Below are 23,824 nucleotides of genomic sequence, written 5' to 3'. Positions count from 1 at the left end.
ATCCTCCTAACAACATCCTGAGTTTGGTCCGCAACTGCCACCGTCATTTGATTCCATTGGGACAAATCTAACTCCTGTAAAAGCAGTTATTTCTTCGATTGAAGGGTATCCTCCAAATTTAACTATTTCACCATTTAATAGTGTTGCTGGCAACGCATCAGCGCCCTTTTCTTGCAATAATTTACTCATTTGTTCGTTTTCTACAAATGTTTGAGGATCACTAGATAAATTGTATCTTTTAGCTTGAAATCCCTCTAATGTATCTAAAGCGTTCATAACTGAAGTAATTTGTAATAAGTCTTCATTTACAGATGGTCCACATACACCTGTGCTACAGCACATTGCTGGTTCAAATAATGCTAATTCTGTCATGTTTTATCTGCTCCTTTTATATATAGATAATGTTCTATATATAATATAGAACATTATCTATATATAGTCAATAAAAGATGAACTTTCAGCATAAGATTTAGGACAACGATTTTTATGATACATAACTTTAGGTAATTTCATGTATTTAGGTCCGATATTATTTATTATAAAAGAAGTCTCAAAATTTATTGGTACCACATTTAATTTTCACTTCATTTTTGAAAGTAAATAAGAAGGAAAATGATATTCCCCCCTTCGTATTATTTTTGGTTGGACATGTACCTAAGTACATGGTTTATAATTAAAAAAAGGATGTGATAGCATGGCTTATTTTATTAGCTCCTTCTCTGAAAAATGTGGTGTAAATAAGGAATCCATTCGATATTACGAACGAAAAAACTTACTACCAGAACCCGATCGGACTAATTCCGGTTATCGAGTTTATTCAGAGGAAGATGTAAAACGAGTAAAATTCATTAAACACCTACAAGAAATTGGCTTTTCTTTAAATGAAATTTATAAATTACTTGGTGTTGTAGATAAAGACAACATTCGTTGTGAAGGTATGTTTGAATTTGTCTCTAAGAAAGAAAGAGAAATTCAAAAAAAAATCGAGAATTTGAATAGAATAGAATATATGCTAAAAGATTTACGAGCAAGATGTCCAGATGAAAAAGAACTATACGCGTGTCCTATCATAGAAGTATTAATAGAAAATTAACGGGGGTAGGAAAATGAATCAATTTAGAATGCGCATTCAAGGAATGACCTGTACTGGCTGTGAAAAACATATAGAAAAAGCGCTTGAGAGCATGGGAGCTCTCAACGCTAAAGCAGATTTCAGTCAAAGCGAAGCGGTATTTCAATTACCAGACGACTATGCAATAGAAAACGCGATAGAAGCAGTTAAAAAAATAAATTATCAGCCCGAAGAAGTAGAAAAGTTACCTGTTCAAAAACGCGTGATGACTAATAACAAGGAAGATTATGATTTGCTCATTATCGGTTCTGGTGGAGCAGCTTTTTCAGCAGCTATAAAAGCAGTCGAGTATGGATCAAAGGTGGGCATGATTGAACGCGGAACTGTAGGCGGAACCTGTGTGAACATTGGTTGTATCCCTTCAAAAACGCTGCTTCGAGCTGGAGAAATCAATCAATCAGCACATGTAAATATTTTTGAAGGATTGCACACTTCTACGGGAGAAGTAGAATTAGACCGCTTAGTCGATCAAAAAAATGAACTAGTTGATGATTTACGCAAACAAAAATACACTAATTTAATTGACGACTATGGTTTTGATTTAATTAAAGGAGAAGCAAAATTCATTGACGAAAACACTGTGACAGTTAGTGGGCAAACATATTCTGCCCAACGGTTTTTAATCGCAACGGGTGCTTCTCCACTCTTACCTCGTATTACTGGACTTAAAGAAGTAGATTATTTAACTAGCACAACCCTCCTTGAACTAAGAAAAGTACCAAAACGATTAACAATTATTGGATCGGGTTATATTGGAAGAGAACTGGGACAGCTCTTCCACAATCTGGGTTCTGAGGTTACCCTTATTCAAAGAAGCAAACGACTTTTAAAAGAGTATGATCCAGAGATTTCTGAAGCAATGGAGAAAGCTTTAATCGAACAAGGAATAAAGCTCATTTCCGGAGCAACTTATGAACGAGTAGAGCAAGACGGAAATATTAAAAAAGTTCATATTATTGTAAACGGCAAAAATAAGGTCATTGAGTCAGACGAGCTACTAGTTGGAACAGGAAGAAAACCGAATACAGAAGTATTGAACTTGAGCGCAGCAGGCGTTCAAGTTGGGCCAAACAATGAAATCAAGATAAATGCTTTTGCTCAGACAAGTAATAGAAAAATTTATGCAGCAGGAGACGTGACATTAGGACCTCAGTTTGTCTATGTAGCAGCCTATGAAGGAGGAATTGCAGCAGGAAATGCAATTGGTGGGTTAAATAAAGCAATCGATTTATCGGTAGTTCCTGGAGTATCATTTACCAGTCCGCAATTTGCAACTGTTGGGTTAACACAACAACAAGCGAAAGAAAAAGGATACGAAGTAAAAAAAGCGGTATTGTCATTAGAAAATGTTCCTAGAGCGATTGTCAATCATAATACGACAGGGGTGTTTAAACTTGTGGTTGATAGAAAAACACAGAAGATTTTGGGAGTTCATATCGTTTCTGAAAATGCAGGAGAAGTTATTTATGGAGCATCCTTAGCCGTTAAATTTGGATTGACCGTAGCTGATTTAAAAGATACTTTAGCGCCTTATCTAACAATGTCAGAAGGCTTAAAGTTAGCAGCTCTAGCCTTTGATAAAGATATTTCGAAATTATCTTGTTGTGCAGGTTAATATTTCTATTTAGTTTCTTGTAGTAGCTGGTAACACCTTGGTTTATCTTTCGTTATTATCTATAACGATAGGAGTTGAAGATTATGACATCAGCAAACGTCTACGTGTCAATTAATAGCTCTATTCTAGTGGAGGTTGAAGAAATAAAAGACTATTTAGAAACGCAATTGCTCATTTAGGCAACGCAGCAAGATATTATTGAAGATGCGATTGTTGCCTTACGTGCTTAATATAGATAATTAAATCGTATCAAAAAAGGATTCTACCGCTTAAAAAGCAGTAGAATCCTTTTTTATTAAACATGCTTGCACTCAATTTGAATGGTTTATTTGTAAATATTTTTTCTATGACCAATCTCTAACATTAAAATGGTTACGGTCTCGTCATTGATATCAGCTATTAAGCGATAATCACCGATTCTATAGCGCCATTCGCCTGATCGATTGACGGTTAATCCTTTTCCATGCTGCCTAGGATCGGTACAATTCACTAGATTCTTTTGAATCCATCCCATAATTAAAAGGGATTGGTATTTGTCCATTTTTTTTAACGCTTTTTGAGCTCCTTTTTCAAACTCGACTTGATAACCTGAGCTCATTTAATCAGATAGCTCCTTTAGCATGTCTTCAAAAGAAATACTTTTCGGATTCTCTTTATGATCCTTCATGGCTTGATTATATAGGCCCAAATCAATTTCATCCTCGATTTTTTCCAAGACAGAACTTCTAATCAGAGCCGAAACCGAAATATTCTTCGCCTTAGCATATTCTTTAATTAATTTATCTTCCTGAGTATCAATTCTGAGCGATATGACAGTCATTAGAATCACCCCCTTCTTTTTGTATATACATTGTAATACAAAATTAGAGAGGCTGCAAACTTTAGATACATGATTTTATCCAATTTCATGTATTTATTTAGACTTTAATAATCGAAGACCATTTAATATCACGACTAAGGTACTTCCTTCATGAACAATCACACTAATGGCTATATCCGTTAATCCTACTAAGCTTACGGTAATTAGAAAAGCGACAACTACCATTGAGAAAATAATATTTTGCCAAATAACTCGATTCATTTTTAAAGAAATTTCATGAGCTTTTACCAATTTAGACAAATCATTTTTCATTAATACTAGATCAGATACATCTACTGCAACATCCGTACCCTCTCCCATAGCAATTCCAACATCTGCCTTCACAAGAGCAGGTGCGTCGTTTATACCATCTCCCACCATAGCGGTTATACCATAGGTTTCTTTTTGTTCATTGATAATGTTAGATTTATCTTCTGGCATGACGTTTGCAATTACTTGATCTACTCCTAATTGTTTACCAACAGCTTGCCCTGTCATTTCAGAATCCCCAGTAATTAAAGTGGTATGGATACCACACTTCTTAAAGTAATCTATAGTTGCTTTCGCATGTTCACTTGGAATATCCATTAATGCTATCAGGCCGATTACTTTTTCATTTTCTGATACATATACAACCGTATTACCTTCTGAAGCCCATTCTTTATTCAAACGTGTATAGTCATCCGATACAGCCTCAAAAGAAGTTGGTTTACCTATACGATAAGTGTTTTCGTTATAATCGCCTATTAAACCTTTTCCAATCTGATTTTCCACTTCAATAGCTAGTTTATTTTTTGGTTCAAACTTGTCTAAAATAGCACTTGCTAACGGGTGATTTGATTCTTTTTCAAGAGCCACTACGATATCAATCATATTTTCCTCGTTCACAGAATCAGAAAAGTAATAATTGGTTACTTCCGGTTTCCCTTTAGTTAATGTTCCTGTTTTATCAAAGGCAATGGCTTGAATATCCGCTAATTGGGACAAATAGGCACTTCCTTTTGAAAGTACGCCTCTTTTTGCTAGATTAGAAGTGGCTGACAATGTTACGGATACGGTAGCTGCTGCTAAAGCACACGGAGAAGCTGCGACTAAAAGGACTAATCCTCTATAAATACTTTGTGACCATGTCAAATCAAACAGCATAGGAGCAAGTAAAATGAAGAGTGGGATTGCAATTAAAACAAATTTAACATACTTAGGCTCAAACTTTTGGATAATACTAGACGCTTTTGTTTGATTCTCTTGATTTTGATTCACTAGTTGTAAAATCTTTGAAAAGACAGTATCGTTAGTTTCTTTTGTGACTTCCATAGTAAAGGTACCCGTTCCATTAATTGTACTCCCAAAAACTCCGTCTCCCTTTGATTTCTCTTTAGGTATACTCTCACCATTAATAGAAGATTCGTCAATCGAAGTAGAGCCTGATACTATTACTCCGTCAATCGGTACTTGGTCACCGTTTAACACTTGAAGTTGATCTCCTACATTCAACTCACTAACATTAACGATTGTTGTATTGCCATCTTGCATGATTAGCCTAGCTGTTGTTGGATTCATTTCTAATAACTTGGTAATTTCTCTTTTACTTCTTCCTTCAGCATAATCTTCAAGAAAATGTGCTCCAGAGAAAATAAGAACCAATAACGTTCCTTCCCAAAAATTTCCTATCAGAGAAGCACCTATTGCAGCTATTCCCATTAAAATATGAGAATTAGGGGTAAATTTGTGTTGTCTTTTTGAGTTTTCAATCGTTTCTCCAATTCCTTCAAGAATAATGACATGATAACCAGCACTAATTGAAGCAATTGAAAACAAAGTGTTTTGGATTAAATTATTTTCTCCGTTTACAAATAACGCAATGAGCGACAATGCTAAACCAATAAAGTACAAAATAATTGGCATTTTCCCATGATCGTGACTATTATTTTCGTGTGAGTGTTGCTCTTGAATCTCTTTCATTTCTATCACCTTTCTTAATAAAACTTTTTTTTAGAAATCGTAATGCTTACGAATTACGTTTGAACGAACATTCATATGTCTATACATTCATATGTCTATACATTCATTTTATATCGCTCTATCTAATTTGTCAAAAAAATAGTTATCTTATTTAGGTGATAAAAAAAATAGGACTCTAAAATAGCTACCCTTATACAAAAAATCTTGCTTTATAAAAATATTATGATAATCTAAATGTGAAATGGCAACACTTTTTTTGACAAAATTTATAAGGTGTCATTTTTTGTCTCGTGTTATTATTCCGATTGCCCTTGACAATGAGCCTCCTCGGATATGATTCTCTACGGCAGAAGCTCACTCAAATGAATGAAGCCGCCTCACTCGGTGTATCATATCCGCGCTCATTATCAAGGGTTCGCTTCGCCAATCTCTGATAACGAAATCCAATTGGTGTCTCGTAACCAAGTGTCCCATGCAATCGTAAATGATTCCACCAATTGACGTAGTCAAATAATTCTAATTCTAACTGTTCCAAAGACTCAAACCGAAATTGATGAACAAATTCTACCTTCACTGACTTGTATGTAGATTCAGCTACTGCATTATCATAAGGACAACCTTTTTTGCTCAGAGAGCGAGTAATGCCAAAGGCTCCAATAATCTCTTCAATCGTTTGATTGTCAAATTCTTTTCCACGATCGGTGTGGAAGAGCTGCACTTCTGTCAATGGATAAGAAATACGAGTAAAAGCCCGCTTGACCAAGCTTGCATCTTTTCTTTTGCCACAAGAATACCCAATAATTTCTCGATTGAACAAATCAAGAATCAAACAAATATAATGCCATTTTTTCCCAACACGTACATAAGTTAAATCAGTGACAATAGCTTCCAGAGGCTCTTTATTTCTAAAATCTCGAGCTAAAATATTATCTGTTTTTGATTCATTACAGGAAGAGGAATGGTTTTTGAAATGAGCCAAAGTATAGCTCGATTTCAATCCCCGTTGTTTCATGATGCGACCGATTCTCCGACGACTCACTTGGATGTCGCGATTCGCTAAGATTTGTTTTAATTTTCTTGTGCCGTAAGCCTTGCGATTACGAACAAATTCTTCTGTGATAGCTTCTTCCAATTCAGCTTCATTTTTTACGAGTTTTGGCTGGTAATAATACGTTTGACGGGAAATTCCTAAGACTTTACACATCGCTGATATCGAGTATTTGTGCTTATTGGCATCAATTACTTGTCTTTTCGTCCGAATATCAGCGCTGCTTGCTTTAAAATATCATTTTCCATTTCTAGCTGTTGGTTTCGCTTGCGCAAAGCGATCATTTCTTTTTGTTCTGGGGTCAAGTTATCTTTCTCTTTGAAAGAACCAGAGGTTTCTGCTTGTTTAATCCATTTATCAAAAGAAGAAGCGGTTAATTCATACTCACGAATAATTTCTACCCGTGATTTTCCGGCTAGATATAGATCGACTACCTGTTGTTTAAATTCTTTTGAATAAGTTCTTCGTGGACGTCTTGACATAAAAATTCCTCCAGTGTGTTTTTTTCTATTCTACACACCTTATTTTTTTTGTCTAGTCTAGTGTAGCCGATTCAATGTGAATAAACAAACATATGAAGGAGAGAAATTCTTATGAATTCATTATCAACTTCTCCATTAAAAAATGAATCTATCCAAGAGGTAAGTAAAATATTTAAAATGATCAGTGACCCTACCCGACTTTCAATTTTATTTCTTCTGCAGAAAGAAGAACTTAGCGTTGGAGCTATTGCGCATTCTTTGAGTATGGAACAATCAGCAATTTCTCACCAGTTAAAAACTTTAAAGACTTCAAGATTAGTAAAATCAAAAAGAGCTGGTAAAAATATGATTTATAGCCTTGACGATCTTCATATTTTTAGTATTCTTGAGCAAGTTTCAACTCATATCGAAGAACAAGAAAAAGAAAAATAAAGACAAACTACAAGGTTAAAATGATTTTACAATTCATTAGTTCAAATAAAAAAAGACAGCGAGTTAAAATCTCGCTGTCTTTTTTTATTTGAACTTCACTATCGTAGTTGTTTATATAAAATTTAATAGTGTTTGAATCGTCCCATTTTCTATCAAAATATAAATTCCTAAGCCAATAAACACTATAGGAACAAGGATTCGTTCATATTTTTCTAAGGTTTCGGAAACAAAAGAAATCTTGGCTAATTTGTAACTGATATAGCAAAGAACCGCAACAGAAATAGCAAATACGATTAGAGCGGTGACAATCTCTGAAAAAGATAACGAGGAAAAGTAAGGAATATAAATCCCTAAGTTATCGCCACCAGAAGCAATTGTTATTAAGGCAACGGTCCAAAAGAAGCGGTTTGTTCCTCTTGATTCAAGCTTTTCAACGACTTCCTCTTCTTCTTCCTCCTCTTCGCCAACCAATGCCACTCTGATTCCTAAGAAAATCGGAATTAGACCGAGAAGCCCAATGATCCAATCTTGCGGAATGAAATTCAGCACATATGCTGCAAATAAACTTACGGCTACTAAGATACCTGTTCCTAGATATTGACCCCAAAAAATCTGACGGAGCCCTTTTTTTGTATGACTTTGAGAAAAAATAATCAGCAAGATAAACAAATAATCAATGCTGGTAGAAATATAAACAGCGATAGCTGAAAAAATACTTTGTAACAAAATAACTTCCTCCAAACTAAGATTTCATAGATAGATTTTCTGATAACTTTAAAAAAACATGAATAGCGGAAAGGATGTCTTCATTCGCTAAAGAGTAATAAACTACTTTTCCATCTTGACGTGATTTTGCCATTCCATGTTTTTTTAAAAAACGTAAATGGTGTGACGTTGTAGCGACACTAGCATTAAGTATTTCTGCTAAATCACAGACACACATTTCCTTATAGGTTTCTAAAGCATAAAAAATTTTAATTCTAGAAGAATCGCTGAAACATTTACCTAACACAAGTAAATTTGAAAAATCTTTTTGATCCAATTTATTTTTTATTATAGTTACTTTTTCTTTATGTACGATAGTCACTTGGCAAACGTTTTCCATTCATCTCACCTCACATTCAAACAATTATTTGAATGAAGTATACCTATTTGATCACTCTTTTGTCAATCTATCTTAATTCCAATACACTATTATAAGCAATTTCATGTGTTACAACTTGGTTCTGTTGCAAAGTTTTAAATAAAGAATAAAATCCCTTACGGTATCTATGATTTAAGCTGGGATTCCCAATAATACCTTGATTTCAGTACAGACCGAAAACCCGAAGAGAGTGCCTTCTTTTCGGGTTTTCTTATATAATCCTCGAATGGCTTCCATGCCTTTAATCGTGGTAGAGGCAGTGCGTAAACTTCGATAGAATTTATTGCGTCTCTTTACTGGACGATGGTCTTGTTCAATCAAATTATTCAGGTATTTAATGGTACGATGTTCTGTCCCTTGATAAAAGCCGTATTCTTTTAGTTTCTTAAAGGCACTTGTAATAGAGGGGGCTTTATCTGTGACTACAACCTTCGGTTCATCAAACTGCTTCACTAACCGCTTAAGAAAAGCATAGGCTGCTTGTGTGTCCCGTTTTTTACGTAACCAAATATCCAAGGTTAAACCATCTGCATCGATGGCTCGATACAAATAATGCCATTTTCCTTTAATTTTGATGTACGTTTCATCCATTTTCCATGAATAAAAGGATTTTTTATTTTTCTTTTTCCAAATTTGATAGAGTAGTTTGCCATATTCTTGCACCCAACGATAAATCGTCGTATGAGAAACGTTAATGCCACGATCATATAAGATTTCTTGAACTTCACGATAGCTAAGGTTATAACGAAGATAGTAGCCCACGGCTACAATAATCACATCCTGCTGAAATTGCTTTCCTTTAAAATGATTCATCGTCATTCCTCCTGCTATCTTTTTCTAATATTCTACCTTATTTAATAGTAGATTTAAAACTTTGCAACAGAACCGGATCAGTAATAAATAATGTACCTAATGCAATAACCGCACTTTCAAGCTTAAACTTTGTATTTTTGATAATTTTTTTTCATTTTATACACCTCTTGTTTTTATTTTATCGCAAAGGAATATTCCTTTGTGATGATTGATTTTCTTTTGCTTTTGTTTGCTTAATCAATTTGTCTAAGTTTCGTTTTTTCTGCGGTTGGTTACCACTCAACAAACGATTAATTGATTTCGCAAATTGGAACATTTTTACAGACACTTCATTTTTTTCAGGTTCATTTTTTTCCAATTCTTGGGATTGATCTTTATTAGTATTTTCAATTTTCTTACTTAATTCAAGTTTATCAGAATCAGGTAAATAAGCATTGCGATTAACGACCTTTTTCAGATTATGTTTTGCTAATGGGCTTAGTTCATCAATATACTTCATGCTATCTTGAACAAAAAATACACCTTGACAATCATTAGGAATTTTCACTGTCTGAATGTTAGTTAAGAAGCCTTTTGATTGTTCCAACATGGAATTAATTTCCTCACTGCTGAATCTAGCAACTCCTTCGACTTTAGAAAAATCAGTTGTTTTGTAATAGTCAGCTTTTGCAAGTAACATTTCGCCTTCTATGACTGAATCTATTGAAACATTTTTATCGAATTTTCTTTCAACTTCTGATTGAACATATTCTATCAATCCTTGTTTTATTCCTATTAGTTTTTCTTTTTTAATTGATAAAATTTCTTTTCTTTCAGGGTTATTTTCTTTTGTTATACTATCTTCAACTTGTTTAATTTTTGAATCAAGATAACGGCTAGTTTGAAAGGGTTTTTCTTTAAAAATCTTTTTACTTTCTTCTTTTTCTATTACTCTTTCATTGTAAATGACCTCTGCTAACTGGTCTTTATTCAATAACTGTTTTCTAAATAGGGTTTCATTAACCATTGCTCTAACTTCGTGATTTGAAAATTTGTCAATATTCAAACTTGGATAAGATTTTTTGAAGAATCTTTCTGCTTGTTTATCTAAAATTTCATTTGCCTTTGTAAGCATATCTCGTTCACTACTAATTTTACTTAACATCAAACGTTGTTTTTGAATTTCCATTTTATTATTAAAGATAAGTGAATTTTCCCATCGTTTTAATTCACCTAATCGTTTATCAATGTTTTCATCATTAATAAATAATTTCAATTCTTTTGAAAGATTTTTCAGTTCTCCTTTTTCTAAAGGTGAGAAAGTTTTTTCAAATTTTAAAGTGAAGTTTTGGTCTTGTTTTAATATTTTCTCTTGATTTTCAAGTTTATCAAGTTCGGCTAGGATATCATTGTAACTTTGAATCTCTAAATTTTTTCTTTTTAACTCACTTATAACTCCTTTTTCTTCTAATTTTTTTGAGTAAAAACCTTCATGAATTGTTGGTAGTTCTTTTTTTCCAAGTTCCTCATGAGATTTTTCTGTAATTTGTTGATCGATATTTCTAGCTTTTAAATATTGGTTAACTTTATCAGCCCAATCTTTACGAATTTCAGAAACAAGAGATTTTCTATCCCAATCATTTGTTTTAATAGAAACCATTTTAATTTTACCATTTTCTAATAAAATCGGGTTTCTATTTTCATCTAGTTTAGGTATCTTTTTTCGCTTGTTAAGAATATTTCCTTCACTATCTACTTCTCTCATTGTTAACATAATATGAGCATGGGGATTGTTTTCATCATCTCTATGAATAGCTACATCTGCAATCATTCCTTCACTGACAAAATTATCTTTAACAAATTCTTCTATCAGTGATCGTTGATCTGTATTATTTAATTCAATTGGCAATGCTACATTTACTTCTCGGCAAATTTGAGAATTCACCTGTTTTTCTGCTAATTCCATTTTGTTCCATAAAGTCTGTCTATCTAAAAATTCATTAGGTACATAATCAGGCTTTAAAATAAAAGCTTCTGGTTTAATAGTTCTATGGTTATATAGATTTGTTTTCTCGTATAGTTCACTATACAATTTTTCACCGCTTCGATAAGAAGCCATTGCAATTAAACTTCTTTTTCCGCCTTCTCTTTTTGCTATTGTCATAGATAAATGGAAGATTGCCAATTGTATCACCTCTCTTTCTTTTCAAACATGAGCGTAGCGAATTTTAACAAACACGCTTGACGATAAAACGAAATGTAAATTAAGTTTTATAGCACAATTACCACTAAATAAAATTTAGGGGTATAAGTGCGCCCTTAGTAAATAATCTAAGGGAATCCTTGATAAATTAATTTTACCACTTATCATTATAAAAGTAAATATGTTTAACCTGACATTTCCATTTATATTTATTGATTTTAGAAAAATAATATAATATGATAGAGTTACACAATATATTAGGAGGCGTATTTCATGGAAAATCAAGATCAAAATATTAATGCAATTAATGGTAATTTTAATTCTAAAACGAAGCCAAAAAAAAGAAAGAAGAAAACTGTTTCTGATATTGAACTTCAAATTAAAGAATTACAAAAGAAAAAAGAAGAATTAATTCTAAAGTCTAAAGCAGATATTGGTGATTTTGTCCTTTCTACTCTTTTAAAAAATGATATTTCTATTGAATCTATTGAAGAAAACAAAGAATTATTCTATGACGAATTAGAAACTTTATTAAATGCGAATAGTCAAAATTTTTCTGAATTACTTAAATAGTTATGGCAAATAATGATTTAAATGACATCAACAAAAGAATAGAAAAACTAAAAATTCAAAAAAATATTTTGCGAGCGAATAGCGAGGAAAATATTAACAGAAAAAGAAGAACAAAGCGTCTAATTGAAAAAGGTGCTTTGTTAGAAAAGTATTTTGAAATTGACTATTTAACTGTAGAAGAAACGGAAGAATTTTTAAAAATTTTTTCTGAGTATATAAAGGCAAACAAGCCAATAAAATTTAAAAAAAAGGAAGATTAGTTATAGATAATCTTCCTTTTTTTAGAGATTATTCATTCATAAATTTATCAACACTAACTATCATTTCAAGCTCTATTAACCTTTTTTCTGCTTTCTCTAAACAACCATATCTTAATAAAATATAAGATGTGTCATAATCGTAAAATGCACGTTTCAATGTTTCATATTCTTCAATAAAGGTATCTTTATAACCGACAATTTTCATTTCTTTATGGTCTAAATCTTCAGGATAAAGTATAATTTCTTCATTATCATAAGCTATTTGTATTTTTTCTAAGACTTCTTTTTCGTTCTTTGCTTCAATTTCAAATTCCTTTTCCAATGTTTCAATTATTCTTATTTTATAAAACATAATGTTTTCTTCCTTTCTTTATAACTTACAAACCCTATCGGGCTTGTAAGTATTTTTTTTCTTTTTTATCTTCCTTCACCTTTTGACTTCCATACATTCCCCTTATTGTGTCCATATCATAATTTTTTCGACTACGTTTTTTATAATCGCTTGGTGCTTTATACCATGCGTATTTTTTTGGTGAATAACGAAATTCTAGGGCTTTTATGTCGTCCTTATAAGGTTTTGTGTTGCCTGTTAACCATATAAAAGTTCCCACGATTTCAATTGATACACCGTCCATTTTCAGATTGAAAAGTTGATTTATAATGTCCTTAAATTGTTCGGTCGTTTCAGTCGTTTCTTTTGTATAGGTTTTGCCGTCTTTGTTCTTGTGAGTGTTTTTTAGTTTGATAAACAATTCATCATATTCATTGTTTAGTTGCGCCATTTCTTCATTGCTACCACCACAATCGGGGTGCAACTTCAAAGCTAACTTTTTGTAGGCTTTTTTCAATTCCTCAAGTGTTTCAACGTTTTTAATGTATTTCATTTTTATCATTCCTTTTCTTTTTGATTTTTGGCTTTTTGACAACCATTTTTGTTAGGCGTTTTGAGGAGTGAAGCTGTTTTCCTCATTTTTTATAAAAAAAGAGTAGTTACCGTTTTTTGGTAACTACTCTTTTTCCTTTTTTAAGGTTTAAAGTCCTGGAAGCTTAGGTATTTTTGGTGTTGGTGTTGTAGGTGGCTGCAAGCTTTCCAATTTTTGTTGAATTGCTTTAAATTCAGGGGCTTCTTGGTGTTTATTTAGAACCATTTTTTGCTCTATTCGTTCTAAAGTCGGTTGAATTTCTTTACTTGATACTTTACGATTTAATTCTTTTTATAAGGTTTCTTTTGGACTAATAGAAGGTGTTTCCAAACTTGAATAGAGTTTCACTCCTTCTCTGTTATGTAGCCTTATATCGCTAAATAAGCCCGTTTTTTTAAGCAATTCTAAATTGTAAGGAGTGAGCGAAAACCACGCTCACATTTTACTTGCAGCGTTCACTCGCTAAAAGAAAAGATCAAAACCACTTTTAGGAATTTATTGGATTCCCTCTAATTGCTCATATAAGCTGTTTTAACTGTTTGACTAGCTAAATACTCATATCATGCAATCAAGCGTCTTACAGACGGTCAGGGCAAGCCCTAACAACCCTTAAATGGAAAACCGATACTTTGTTTAACTTATTTTTTTACAACTTACAACAAGCTATTCAACTCAAAATCAATTTAAACCCACTTAAAAGCTCGTTTAAGCATTCTTAATGCTCCCTTTGAACAAAATAGACAGTTTCGAATTAAAGCCGCTTAAATCGAGTTTTAGAGCGTTTTAAAATAGAATGATGAAAAACTAAAAAGTTTCAAACGCTGGTCGGCTTGTTTCGTTAAAAAAGAGTGCAATGCGCACTTACACATCACTCTAAAAACGAGTGATGTAATGGCTAAAAATCGTGCATCAGAAGTTGCTTATCGCAACAACAAAATTTCATGCTAGTAGTGTCTCTTAAATGAGTGTGTCTTTGTTTAAATTTGTGATACATTTTTCTGATCCATCAATAACTTACTCAAATATAAGATGCCCCAGCGCTTATTCCTCAATCGCCCTTTGTCATTGATTTTGTAATAAGAATTGCGTCCTATTCGGTTACAATCCTCATAACAAAATAGACCATATAAAACCATAAATACTGCAAGCTATCACATTGTAATACAAATTACTACGTTCTTGTATTACAATGTGGCTTGAAAAGGGGGAAGTTTCACTTTCCCCTTTTATCCCCTTTGGATTGTGTCGATTTGCTTTACGCAAACGCCACCTGCCCATTTTATAAAAATAAAATGGGCAAAAGATCTTTCTTTTTGTCATACAAAAAGAAGAAAAAAAGAGACGATTTTCTTCTTCCGAAATCGTCCCTCTTTTTTCTAAAACCATGGATGAACGAACAAAAAAACTCTCGTATTTTGTTTGATCATCCACTAAAAATATGCGAACAGTATGGCTTCATTCAATCCTGTTCTTACAAGTCAAAAGCATCGAATCGTCCTTGGACGATTCAACAAAAAAAGTAGTCGTTTTTGGACGACTACTAAGTTCTAAACTGGATTAGTATCAAATAACTAGACACTAAATCAGCTCTAATTTAAGTAAAAAAGAGGAGGTAAATCTCTTCTTTTTTAATACTATTTTTTCTTACGACTAATAACTTTTGCCACAAGCGGCGCCGCAGGTACTGCAACTACTGCAACTTTTTTCGCAGTACTCATAAATGACTCGAATACTCGAGTGTGCTCACGACAAAAGAAGGCTTTCTTATCAAAAGTTTCTTTATCACAGCTCGGCATCATGCATTTTTTCGGTTTCGATTCTCTCATAATCCTGCTCTCCAATCCTTTTATTTATCACTTCATCAACTAAATAGGTGATTCTGTCAGTCACATCTAGGGAAATTTCATCAAACTTTCCGTCCATACCTTTGTGCGCATTGTCAATCTGCCAGGCAAGCGTTCTTTCAGTATCACCAACTTCTTCAAGTAATGTCTGTCCTATGAATGACTTATAGTTCATTAGTGTTGCAATCAATGCTTGTTGCTCGCCTAATGCAGTGTGAGCGACAAGGTTTAATTGGACAGTTGAATTTAAATAACCAATTGAATTTTGAAGGTGATTATCGATTCGTTGTGCCTCTTTGGGTTTGATTTTGGTATCAATGAAGGCTAGTGCATCATGATGAATGGCTAGCATCAACTTCGCGATAGTGTCGTTATTTGTTTTGACAGCTGAAATCAACAATTCCTTTTTTACTGTCTCGTCATCTGCTGACAAGGCTTCCACGACCTGCTGTCGAGCACTAAAAAAGCCAGCATATCTGTCATTGTATTGTCCTTGTTCAACTCTTTCAACCAAGCGATTCAAATTCTCTATTTTCTCGACAATATCAGCCAACTGCCCTTGAATAGCAGATAATTCAGGCAAATTACCTAAATTCTGAACGACCTTTTTATCTAGAGTTACAAAGCTTTGGCTCTTCCCGGTTGAAACATCTTTAATGACTGCATACGTTTCTCCTGTCTTCTTACGGATACCTAAGGCCCACTCACCAGATTTCAGCTTTTCCTTAACATAATCAGACAGCTTTGCTACATATTCGACCTCACCCTTGTTCGACAATTCTTCGATAAGTTTTGCCTCTGAAATGTGAGAAAAAACACTTGTTCGTATTTTCTCCGAAAGAGATAAACCAGCCGCTTTTTGCAGCGGAGCCAAAGAGTAAGAATTAAAGTCGTAGTTGTATAAACCTTGATTGGTAACGTCAATATCGGTGTCTTGATTGCTTGGTAATGCTATCTCAAACTCACTCATCCTAGACCTCCTTGTAGATCGATGATTCTAATTATATCATGCTTGATAGTATAACTCCGGTTTCTTTCTTTCAAAACTATCCAAAATCGATTTGGTCTAACATTGTTTCACGACTGGCTTGATCTAAACCGAGATAAGTTAAAGTCATTGCTTCGCTTGAATGGTTTAGTAAATGCATCACTAAACCAATATTATAATTCGACTGCGTATAAACACGATAAGCGCCTGTTTTACGCATGGTATGTGTTCCTAAATAGTTGATTCCTAAAAGATCGCCAACGTGCGCCATGACCTTATAAAATTGCTTTTCAGTGATATGACGCTCTGGGCGAGAGGTTGATGGAAATAACCATTCAGAATTAAGATTTTGTTGGACCAGCCAATCATGATAAATCAATAAATCTTGTTGTACTGGTTTCAAATATAACGTATTCGCTTTTCCTGTTTTTTTATCATGAATAAAAGCCGTGCTTTTGATAGAACCATCTGCGTTAAAGACATCGGATTTTTTTAATTTCATGACATCACTCACACGGAGTAGTGTGGCCTTACCGACTTGAAAGATCGTGTAGTTACGACGCCCAGCCCGAAAACTATCAAGTAACGTATCTTGGACCATTTTTAAGACATTCGAATCTTTGATGGGAAGAACGATTTGTTTAACCATATGAATTACCACCTTTCAAATATAACTTTTTTTCCAGTCAGTTCAGCTAATTTTTTGATTTGATTGTATAAGCCTATTTTTGAAAAATTAACATACATATGGTATTTAGTTAGTTCTATTGGTTTAGTCAACTTCGTCCCTTTAGCTGATATATGTTCTCTATTGCCAAGTATTTGTACTGTATTGGGTTCATTAGGACTCATTAAAGGAATCAATTTATCCAACTCTGCGGATAATACTAAATTAGAAACTAATTGCGTAAATACATCTCTATATGATTTCCCAGTATATAATGATTCTCCAAATATGATTGATATATGACTATTTAGAGTTGAGTTGTCACTATTATCTTCAGTTTGAATGTGTTCTGAATCAAATAAATCGATATTGGCAACATCATTCAATAGTTTCTCAACCTTATTCCATAATGACAGAGCTGAAAATTTGCTTAATTTATCAATATAGCTTTTATTTCCTTGAGTGCTATTATCTAAATCAATATTAGCAGTATTCATTTTTTCAATGATTAAACGTTCTAAAAGATCTAGTTGTGCTTTAGATAGATGCCCATCTTCACGTCCAAAAAATATTAATTTGTTCCACCAGGGTTTATTTGTATTGTGTTGTTGTAACCTAGAAAAAATAGAATTAGAGGCTTGACCCACATAACGTTTATTATCTCCTAGTAATATATATACCTGGTTTTTGAGATTCCTCAATTAATTGAATTGCTGGTAAATCGTCTTTATTGGCAATAACTACAAAAGTAGGTTCATCATAAAAAATAGAAATATTATCATTTCCAGATTCTCGATTAATAAATATATGGTATGGCATAACGTCCTCCTTTTAGGGTGATTATATCATTAAAATAAATAAACAGCCCCTATAATCTAGAATTTGGATTATAGGGGCTGTTTTTATTTGATTTCATAGGGGTTATTATCTAATTATAGACCCTAAACAAACATCTTTTGTAAAAAGCCTTTTTTCTGTTCTTTCAACAAATCTAACTTACGTTGATGAAGAGCGATAGTATTGTCTAGTTGGTTGAAAAAATCACCTATTCTTAATCGTTCATCAATTTCTGGAAAATTAAAGATCATTTTTTTGAAATTTCCAGTCGTTATTTGATTTATAGTAGCTCCAAGATTCTTAGCTATTTCGGTCTCAAATTGTTGAGTATCTAATAGCGCATTTGTAAATGAAGGAGTATCTGAACGTACTCCTGTCATAAATGCTCCAATAACAGTATCTTTCATCGGATACTTGATAGCAGCATGTTTTCCGATTAAACTTCTGGAACCATTACGGACTACTACAGCAATATCTCCTACTTGGACATTATCGGAATTAACTACTTCGTTATCAACATAAACGTTATCCGCATTTACAATTTCACCATTTTGAACATTTGAAGAACGAAGTACAAGAGTGCCAGGTTGTTTAATAACATTATCGGGAGAATATGTTAATCCTGAAAAAAACTCAACCATATCTCCTAGCTTACGCTGTTCCCAATCGTCAGCAAACCCCGCAAATCGCAATTCAGGAACTTTTTCCCCATTTTTAGGGAACATTTTTTGCAAGTAGCCTTTTTTCTGTTCTTTCAACAAATCCAACTTACGTTGATGAAGAGCGATAAGGTTATCAAGTTGCGTAAAGAATGAAACGATTTTAGCTTGCTCCTCGATATTTGGGAAACTCAAATGTCCAGATATCGCATCTGCATCTGACACAAGCAGTGTATTCTTCGAGCCTTTATTAACTAAGGGGTACAAGTAATGGGTTGCAAAATTGTCATTTGACAGTAGCCAACCGACGAAAGCAGCATTTGCCTCGCGAGACTGATAGACGGCATACAGAGGGGAAACAATGCCTTCTGCTTCGCTGGTTTTAAAAATACCGTTGGGAGCTCCTTTTAAAGGGCTTTTAGTATAAATTAGATCGCCTTTATGGACTACACGATAATTTGCAATAGATGCTCCTGCAAATGAACGCCCCTGATATTCAATTTGATTAACAACTCCAGCTTCACGAGATACCGAAAGCACGTCGGCCCTAGAGAATTGATTGCCATTTTTTTCAGATGATATTGAAATCACATCGCCAAGCTTACGCTGTTCCCAATCATCCGTAAAACCTTCAAACCTTAATTGTGGACTCTTTTTACTCATCATGCCCACCTCTCAAAAGAAGACGCATCGAATCAATCAATGCTTGATTCTCTTCACTTTCTGAAAAATTGTCAATCAACGATAAGAGCACTTGCTCTTGTTGAACTAATTCTTCATTGATCTTAAGGAGATTGGTATTCACTGCAACCAAATCAACCGGTTCTTCTTCCTCAAAGGTATCGACATAACGAGGGATATTTAAGTTAAAGTCATTTTCTTGGATCTCATCAAAACTTGCAACATGAGCATATCTTTCAATATCTTCTCGTTTTTTGTAGATAGAAACAATTTTATCAATATGTTCATCCAACAGGACATTTTGATTTTTTTGTTTTTCAAAGTCTTGAGAAGCATCAATAAACAAGACATCACGACGAGAGCGGTTTTTCTTCAAAATAATAACCGTTGTCGGAATACTGGTTCCAAAAAAGATATTGGCCGGCAATCCAATGACCGCATCAATGGCTCCCATTTCTAAAAGGGCCTGACGAATGGTTCCTTCTGCGGCTCCTCTAAAGAGAACGCCATGCGGCAGGACAATCCCCATTGTTCCCGATTCTTTCAAATGGTAAAAACCATGAAGGAGAAAGGCAAAGTCTGCTTTAGATTTAGGCGCTAATTTTCCAAAACGCTCAAAACGAGGGTCAGAGAGAAATTTATCTGCCGCTGACCATTTTGCAGAATAAGGTGGATTCATGACTACGGAATCAAACTGATAAGGCTCTTCTGAGGGCCAATCGGCGTCTAAAGTATCTCCGTTATTCAGGTTCATGCGTTCTTTATCTACCCCATGAAGAATTAAGTTCATACGTGCTAAGTTAAAGGTCGTCGTATTTAGCTCTTGGCCATGATAATGGACTTGATTTGGATTGATGAGATAGCGACGGATATTAAGCATCAAAGAACCTGATCCCATCGCAGGATCGTAAATATGAAAAGGCGCTCGAGATTCTTGTCCGATCGACGTAATTTCTGACATGATGCGTGAAACAGCTTGAGGGGTATAAAACTCTCCTGCTTTTTTACCTGCACCTGCCGCAAACATCCCGATTAAATACTCATAAGCGTCCCCAATCACATCGCCATTGTGTTCAAATAAATCAATCTCATCTAAGGCACGCAAGACCTCAGTAATCGTCACATTACGTTGTTGTGCATTTGAGCCTAATTTTGTGGAGTTTAAATCAATATCCGCAAACAATCCACTAAATTCTTCTCCTTGACGTTCCAACTCATTAAAACCTGCTTGTAAGTCGGTCAAATTAAATTCATAGTTGTCTGCTTTGATGCGGTAGTGATAAAACAATTGATCGGGTTGGATAAAGTAACCTTGTTTGGGTTGGATATTTTCGATTAAATCGTCTTTGTCTTCTTCGTACCACTCCATGAATCCTGCATACTGAGTGGAACGTTCTGGGAAGGTATCTGTTTTTCCATTTTCTTGTTCATAAACTTCTCTAAGCTGCGCATCAGACAAGTACTTATAGAAAATTAATCCCAGTAAGTAGTTTTTGTACTCACTTGCATCCATCTTCCCACGTAAGATATCCGCAGAAGCCCATAGTTGTTGATTTAAACCTGTCGCCATTATAATTCTTCTTTCCATTTTTGAATTTGTTCAAAATTTTGTTGTAGTCGTTCTTCTAAAACTTTTGTTCTTCTTCTGTATTTTTCACCCGTTTTGGCTTCAAACTCTTCTTTACTGAGGGTCATCGAATCCAGTAAATGGGTTAAATAAGGGATTGTTTTCTTATCGCCTTGATACTCATTCATTGCAGACTGTAAAAAGTCGAAGGATAATCCAAATTCTTCAGCTTCATTTTGAAGTTGTCTTTGAATTTCATTTTGAATTGAAGTCTCTTTTAATTGAGCCACATCGATCTCTTCAGTAGTATTGACGAGTTGATCTTTCAAGGTGTGATACATCTTTTGGATTTGAGGATCCTTTTGTTGGATTTCTTTTTCAAATTTTTCAACGGCCCCTGCTTCGTTTAATTGGATCGCTTTCAAAAGTTGATTAATATAAAAACTATCCACGACGTCTTTATGTGTCGCATTGAGCTGCGAAGAAAAAGCAATCTCTTGTAAAAGCTTCTCGAAGTCTTCCTCAGGATGCCCCTCATCCTCGATCATTTCTTTAATCTTTGTTTTAACATTTTCCGTTTTACCTTGATATTGTGGCAACTGCTCCACCACTTCTGAAAATGCTTCAAAGTCTTCTTCGTATTGATCATAGCTTCGGAGCGCTTTATAACTCTTTTCTAGCTTTTGATAAGCACTCACTTGCGCAATCATCGTTTTAAGATCGTTGGGATTATCCGATAGGTCGGCTTCGCTTTGTTTATAAAGTGTTGAACATTCGATAAATTCTTTTTTGACTTCTTCATATTCTTTTGGAATCAGTTGATCAAAGTTTTGCTTTTCATTTGAGAATAGACGAAACGTGTTTTTCACATTTTCTTTCATGGTGAAGGGCTTTCTAAAAGAGACAATCAACCCAGAATCTTTTCCTGTATAAATACGGTTGGTTCTTGAGAACGCTTGAAGGAGCTTTTGATAGTTCATTTCTCGATCAATATATAAGGTTTGAATCGTTGGAGAATCAAAGCCTGTCAATAAACGATCGACAACAATAACAAAATCTAGCCACTGACCATCCGATTGATATTGCTTTTCCTTACGGGCCAACCGTTTATTAATATTTTGATTGTAGAGTTTCTCATCTTGATAAGGAGAGGCATCAAACTGTTTCGCATACTCTTTCATGATCTCTACTAATTCATCGTCTTGTTCATTTTTTTCTAATTGATCCGGATTGGTTGAGAAGGTAATAGCTACTCTTGGGAAATCTTTATCAATCAGTTGATGACGTTCATCAAATTGTCGCCCATTCAAGAGTGTCCCATTATCTTTCATTTCCTTTAAAATCCGGTAAATATGTTTGGCTTGAGCAATCGAGTGAGTGGTAAGAATGGCTGACATCGTAGGAAAACCATTCTTTACCTTGAACTTTTTGACCACACTCCTCCGATTAAAGATTTTTTGTAATATGGTACGAATATGTTCATCTTTTTCATAAAGTTCCGTAGGCAATAATTTTTCTTGTTGGAGGGCATCGTCTGGCAACTTTCCTTTATTGAGTTGGGTGACAATCACCTCTTGATCCTCTTCTGAAATCAGTGAATGATACTCGACTTGAAAGCCTAACACAGCCCCATCATCCATGGCATTTTTGGTTGTATAGGAGTGAAGGAGTGGCCCGTATTGCTGGCTCGTCGTTCTGGCAAAGGTTCCATTTTCTTGCTTTTTATTTTCTTCAAAAATAGGCGTCCCCGTTAATCCAAACCAGGTTGAATTGGGTAATATTTTCTTAATTCGTTTCATTTCCTCATCACTAACCGCACGATGAGCCTCATCAACAATAAAAACAATATGTTCTTGCCGTAGCTTCTCAAATTGATTGGAGCCTTTTTCTTCACTCTCTTGTTGGGCACTCCGCATAGCGGCAGAGAGTTTTTGAATCGTGGTCACTAAAATCGTATTATTATTTTTTGATGAAAGGAGGTTTCGAGCCAACTGTTTTTGATTTTTGATCCCAACAATCAAAGTATTGGCTACCGAATTTCCGGTCGTTTGTCCGGTATGATATTCCGAGGCAAACTTCGTAAACTCATCCTGCGTTTGAGCATCTAAGTCTGTTCTATCAACAACCATGACCGTACGATCGACACCGATCGCATTTTGAGCTAATAATTTCGTTGCGACAAAACTGGTAATGGTCTTTCCTGAACCTGTCGCATGCCAAATGAATCCTCCTTCATGCTGTGCCGCTTTTTGACGAATCTTACGAATAGCATGAATTTGGTAAGGTCTTAAAGCCATGAGGAATTTTTGATTTTTTTGATCATCGACGAGAATGGTATATTGGCTAATCAATTCATGGGCATCGGGTATCCGCAAAACTGTACGAGTAAAATCAAACAAATCGGAAACCGTTTGATTGTCTTCAGTCCGCCAATTAAATAAAAACTTCTTCATCCGAGCATAGGCTTCAGCGGTATCTTCACTAGGTCTTGCAAAGTATCGGGTATCGACTTTATTGGAAATCACCATGATTTGAGTGGTTGCGTAAATCCCTTTAAAAAATCCATCTTCTGCATAACGCTGAATTTGATAATAAGCTTGCATAAAACCGTCTTTAGCAGACTCTTTTTTGAGCTCAATATGAATGATTGGGAGCCCATTAATCAGCAAACTCACATCTCCTCGATCTACTCTAGAGGAATCTGGGACCACTTGGTGAACTACCTCATAAGAAGAAGTTCCTCCTGAGATATCCTTATTTCTAAAGGCTTCTAAAGTCACTTTTTTCCCATCTTCTCGCTCTAATAAAACTTGAGCCACCCCGTTTTCTCCTCTAAGCCATTGAGAAGCTAAAAAAGGTGTTCCGGTCAAACGTGAAAACTCGACTTTGACTTGCTTAAATTCTTTGTCCGTTAATAGTTGCTCTTCCAATACTGCTAAATTAATTCGGTTCAAATGACCTCTAAAGTTTTGCCAAAGTGCTTCTTCCGACTTCAAGTCCGGACGATAAGTCCACTGATTTTCTTTCTCACTTAAGATTTGTATGAACTGGTTTTCAATCATTTGTTCCAAATGACTCATTTGATCCCCCTCATTTCCATAGTTGCCACCATTTTTTAGATTCTATTTTTTGTAGTGACCCCCAAAATATAGACTT

Annotated in this window: 23 protein-coding genes and 1 pseudogene; 5 read left to right on the top strand and 19 right to left on the bottom strand. The window is 34.5% G+C overall.

The window, feature by feature from the left end:
* Nucleotides 1-6: 6 nt before the first annotated feature.
* Nucleotides 7-372, bottom strand: a complete 366-nt coding sequence (arsD, locus tag BQ5341_RS00275) for an arsenite efflux transporter metallochaperone ArsD (RefSeq protein ID WP_071130079.1) — start codon at nt 370-372, stop codon at nt 7-9.
* Nucleotides 373-694: 322 nt separating this feature from the next.
* Between arsD and merR the strand changes: the two genes are divergently transcribed.
* Together merR and merA are read left to right on the top strand one after the other, a co-directional pair.
* A complete protein-coding gene (merR, locus tag BQ5341_RS00270; RefSeq protein WP_002301360.1) occupies nt 695-1,093 on the top strand; it encodes a mercury resistance transcriptional regulator MerR in 399 nt (132 codons plus the stop codon).
* 13 nt (nt 1,094-1,106) lie between these two features.
* Nucleotides 1,107-2,747 carry a mercury(II) reductase gene (gene merA, locus BQ5341_RS00265; protein WP_002316044.1) on the top strand — a complete coding sequence of 547 codons (1,641 nt, stop codon included), beginning with the start codon at nt 1,107-1,109 and terminating at the stop codon, nt 2,745-2,747.
* Between the two features lie 325 nt (nt 2,748-3,072).
* Here the strand turns inward: merA and BQ5341_RS00260 are convergent, their stop codons facing one another.
* The 4 genes from BQ5341_RS00260 to BQ5341_RS00245 form a co-directional block, all read right to left on the bottom strand.
* A complete protein-coding gene (locus BQ5341_RS00260) occupies nt 3,073-3,345 on the bottom strand; it encodes a type II toxin-antitoxin system RelE family toxin (protein ID WP_002301363.1) in 273 nt (90 codons plus the stop codon).
* Complete coding sequence (gene relB / locus BQ5341_RS00255; RefSeq protein ID WP_002307624.1) at nt 3,346-3,567, bottom strand: type II toxin-antitoxin system RelB family antitoxin; 222 nt, start codon at nt 3,565-3,567, stop codon at nt 3,346-3,348. It abuts the gene before it with no gap.
* Nucleotides 3,568-3,660: 93 nt separating this feature from the next.
* Nucleotides 3,661-5,568, bottom strand: coding sequence for a heavy metal translocating P-type ATPase (locus BQ5341_RS00250; protein WP_071130078.1), 1,908 nt, complete (start codon nt 5,566-5,568; stop codon nt 3,661-3,663).
* Nucleotides 5,569-5,926: 358 nt separating this feature from the next.
* Nucleotides 5,927-7,098 (bottom strand): IS3 family transposase gene (locus tag BQ5341_RS00245; protein ID WP_106396145.1). Its coding sequence is split into 2 segments (ribosomal slippage): nt 5,927-6,822 and nt 6,822-7,098, totalling 1,173 coding nucleotides; the frame shifts between segments, so codons are not numbered across the junction.
* A 111-nt stretch (nt 7,099-7,209) separates the two neighbouring features.
* Here BQ5341_RS00245 and BQ5341_RS00235 point away from each other — a divergent pair.
* Nucleotides 7,210-7,530 (top strand): ArsR/SmtB family transcription factor, encoded by a 321-nt coding sequence (locus tag BQ5341_RS00235; protein ID WP_002301366.1) that lies wholly within the window; start codon nt 7,210-7,212, stop codon nt 7,528-7,530.
* 111 nt (nt 7,531-7,641) lie between these two features.
* Here the strand turns inward: BQ5341_RS00235 and BQ5341_RS00230 are convergent, their stop codons facing one another.
* The 4 genes from BQ5341_RS00230 to mobQ form a co-directional block, all read right to left on the bottom strand.
* Nucleotides 7,642-8,256: a CadD family cadmium resistance transporter gene (locus tag BQ5341_RS00230; RefSeq protein WP_071130075.1), complete on the bottom strand. Its 615-nt coding sequence runs from the start codon at nt 8,254-8,256 to the stop codon at nt 7,642-7,644.
* 16 nt (nt 8,257-8,272) lie between these two features.
* Entirely contained in the window at nt 8,273-8,635 is a 363-nt protein-coding gene (locus BQ5341_RS00225; protein ID WP_071130074.1) for an ArsR/SmtB family transcription factor, read from the bottom strand.
* A 171-nt stretch (nt 8,636-8,806) separates the two neighbouring features.
* The gene (locus tag BQ5341_RS00220; RefSeq protein WP_001015311.1) at nt 8,807-9,487 is read right to left on the bottom strand and encodes an IS6-like element IS1216 family transposase; all 681 of its coding nucleotides are present in this window, start codon (nt 9,485-9,487) and stop codon (nt 8,807-8,809) included.
* 178 nt (nt 9,488-9,665) lie between these two features.
* Nucleotides 9,666-11,651, bottom strand: a complete 1,986-nt coding sequence (gene mobQ, locus BQ5341_RS00215; RefSeq protein WP_071130073.1) for a MobQ family relaxase — start codon at nt 11,649-11,651, stop codon at nt 9,666-9,668.
* A gap of 291 nt (nt 11,652-11,942) precedes the next feature.
* Between mobQ and BQ5341_RS00210 the strand changes: the two genes are divergently transcribed.
* Nucleotides 11,943-12,242, top strand: coding sequence for a hypothetical protein (locus tag BQ5341_RS00210; RefSeq protein ID WP_071130072.1), 300 nt, complete (start codon nt 11,943-11,945; stop codon nt 12,240-12,242).
* Nucleotides 12,243-12,244: 2 nt separating this feature from the next.
* On the top strand, nt 12,245-12,502 hold the full coding sequence (locus BQ5341_RS00205) for a hypothetical protein (protein WP_071130071.1): 258 nt from the start codon (nt 12,245-12,247) through the stop codon (nt 12,500-12,502).
* A gap of 28 nt (nt 12,503-12,530) precedes the next feature.
* Here the strand turns inward: BQ5341_RS00205 and BQ5341_RS00200 are convergent, their stop codons facing one another.
* The 10 genes and pseudogenes from BQ5341_RS00200 to BQ5341_RS00160 form a co-directional block, all read right to left on the bottom strand.
* Nucleotides 12,531-12,854: a DpnD/PcfM family protein gene (locus tag BQ5341_RS00200; protein ID WP_071130070.1), complete on the bottom strand. Its 324-nt coding sequence runs from the start codon at nt 12,852-12,854 to the stop codon at nt 12,531-12,533.
* 34 nt (nt 12,855-12,888) lie between these two features.
* Nucleotides 12,889-13,386 carry a molecular chaperone DnaJ gene (locus BQ5341_RS00195; RefSeq protein ID WP_071130069.1) on the bottom strand — a complete coding sequence of 166 codons (498 nt, stop codon included), beginning with the start codon at nt 13,384-13,386 and terminating at the stop codon, nt 12,889-12,891.
* A gap of 147 nt (nt 13,387-13,533) precedes the next feature.
* Nucleotides 13,534-13,842, bottom strand: a pseudogene (locus BQ5341_RS10630) (zeta toxin family protein); the annotation flags it as partial.
* A 1,365-nt stretch (nt 13,843-15,207) separates the two neighbouring features.
* Nucleotides 15,208-16,239, bottom strand: a complete 1,032-nt coding sequence (locus BQ5341_RS00185) for a hypothetical protein (protein ID WP_071130067.1) — start codon at nt 16,237-16,239, stop codon at nt 15,208-15,210.
* Nucleotides 16,240-16,315: 76 nt separating this feature from the next.
* Nucleotides 16,316-16,906: a site-specific integrase gene (locus BQ5341_RS00180; protein WP_071130066.1), complete on the bottom strand. Its 591-nt coding sequence runs from the start codon at nt 16,904-16,906 to the stop codon at nt 16,316-16,318.
* A gap of 5 nt (nt 16,907-16,911) precedes the next feature.
* Complete coding sequence (locus BQ5341_RS00175) at nt 16,912-17,571, bottom strand: GIY-YIG nuclease family protein (RefSeq protein ID WP_235836346.1); 660 nt, start codon at nt 17,569-17,571, stop codon at nt 16,912-16,914.
* 10 nt (nt 17,572-17,581) lie between these two features.
* On the bottom strand, nt 17,582-17,743 hold the full coding sequence (locus tag BQ5341_RS10625; RefSeq protein WP_235836345.1) for a hypothetical protein: 162 nt from the start codon (nt 17,741-17,743) through the stop codon (nt 17,582-17,584).
* Nucleotides 17,744-17,865: 122 nt separating this feature from the next.
* Nucleotides 17,866-19,086 (bottom strand): restriction endonuclease subunit S, encoded by a 1,221-nt coding sequence (locus BQ5341_RS10620; RefSeq protein ID WP_071130065.1) that lies wholly within the window; start codon nt 19,084-19,086, stop codon nt 17,866-17,868.
* Nucleotides 19,076-20,671 carry a type I restriction-modification system subunit M gene (locus tag BQ5341_RS00165; RefSeq protein WP_071130064.1) on the bottom strand — a complete coding sequence of 532 codons (1,596 nt, stop codon included), beginning with the start codon at nt 20,669-20,671 and terminating at the stop codon, nt 19,076-19,078. Before BQ5341_RS00165 ends, BQ5341_RS10620 begins: the two co-directional genes overlap by 11 nt.
* Nucleotides 20,671-23,748, bottom strand: a complete 3,078-nt coding sequence (locus BQ5341_RS00160; RefSeq protein WP_071130063.1) for a type I restriction endonuclease subunit R — start codon at nt 23,746-23,748, stop codon at nt 20,671-20,673. The genes BQ5341_RS00165 and BQ5341_RS00160 overlap by 1 nt, the downstream gene beginning before the upstream one ends.
* Nucleotides 23,749-23,824 lie beyond the last annotated feature (76 nt).

The organism is Enterococcus timonensis (genome assembly GCF_900104595.1).
Classification (GTDB): domain Bacteria; phylum Bacillota; class Bacilli; order Lactobacillales; family Enterococcaceae; genus Enterococcus_J; species Enterococcus_J timonensis.
Note: the sequence above shows the minus strand (reverse complement) of the source record. Positions and strands in the feature narration are given on the sequence as shown.

Excerpts from the sequence above, each read along its gene's own strand:
- BQ5341_RS00260 (WP_002301363.1), bottom strand. The coding sequence starts at position 3,345 with ATGAGCTCAGGTTATCAAGTCGAGTTTGAAAAAGGAGCTCAAAAAGCG.
- merR (WP_002301360.1), top strand. The coding sequence starts at position 695 with ATGGCTTATTTTATTAGCTCCTTCTCTGAAAAATGTGGTGTAAATAAG.
- arsD (WP_071130079.1), bottom strand. The coding sequence starts at position 372 with ATGACAGAATTAGCATTATTTGAACCAGCAATGTGCTGTAGCACAGGT.
- BQ5341_RS00225 (WP_071130074.1), bottom strand. The coding sequence starts at position 8,635 with ATGGAAAACGTTTGCCAAGTGACTATCGTACATAAAGAAAAAGTAACT.
- BQ5341_RS10625 (WP_235836345.1), bottom strand. The coding sequence starts at position 17,743 with ATGCCATACCATATATTTATTAATCGAGAATCTGGAAATGATAATATT.
- BQ5341_RS00235 (WP_002301366.1), top strand. The coding sequence starts at position 7,210 with ATGAATTCATTATCAACTTCTCCATTAAAAAATGAATCTATCCAAGAG.
- BQ5341_RS00195 (WP_071130069.1), bottom strand. The coding sequence starts at position 13,386 with ATGAAATACATTAAAAACGTTGAAACACTTGAGGAATTGAAAAAAGCC.
- BQ5341_RS00160 (WP_071130063.1), bottom strand. The coding sequence starts at position 23,748 with ATGAGTCATTTGGAACAAATGATTGAAAACCAGTTCATACAAATCTTA.
- BQ5341_RS00185 (WP_071130067.1), bottom strand. The coding sequence starts at position 16,239 with ATGAGTGAGTTTGAGATAGCATTACCAAGCAATCAAGACACCGATATT.
- BQ5341_RS00165 (WP_071130064.1), bottom strand. The coding sequence starts at position 20,671 with ATGGCGACAGGTTTAAATCAACAACTATGGGCTTCTGCGGATATCTTA.
- relB (WP_002307624.1), bottom strand. The coding sequence starts at position 3,567 with ATGACTGTCATATCGCTCAGAATTGATACTCAGGAAGATAAATTAATT.
- BQ5341_RS00200 (WP_071130070.1), bottom strand. The coding sequence starts at position 12,854 with ATGTTTTATAAAATAAGAATAATTGAAACATTGGAAAAGGAATTTGAA.
- BQ5341_RS10620 (WP_071130065.1), bottom strand. The coding sequence starts at position 19,086 with ATGATGAGTAAAAAGAGTCCACAATTAAGGTTTGAAGGTTTTACGGAT.
- BQ5341_RS00205 (WP_071130071.1), top strand. The coding sequence starts at position 12,245 with ATGGCAAATAATGATTTAAATGACATCAACAAAAGAATAGAAAAACTA.
- BQ5341_RS00210 (WP_071130072.1), top strand. The coding sequence starts at position 11,943 with ATGGAAAATCAAGATCAAAATATTAATGCAATTAATGGTAATTTTAAT.
- BQ5341_RS00250 (WP_071130078.1), bottom strand. The coding sequence starts at position 5,568 with ATGAAAGAGATTCAAGAGCAACACTCACACGAAAATAATAGTCACGAT.
- BQ5341_RS00180 (WP_071130066.1), bottom strand. The coding sequence starts at position 16,906 with ATGGTTAAACAAATCGTTCTTCCCATCAAAGATTCGAATGTCTTAAAA.
- BQ5341_RS00220 (WP_001015311.1), bottom strand. The coding sequence starts at position 9,487 with ATGAATCATTTTAAAGGAAAGCAATTTCAGCAGGATGTGATTATTGTA.
- merA (WP_002316044.1), top strand. The coding sequence starts at position 1,107 with ATGAATCAATTTAGAATGCGCATTCAAGGAATGACCTGTACTGGCTGT.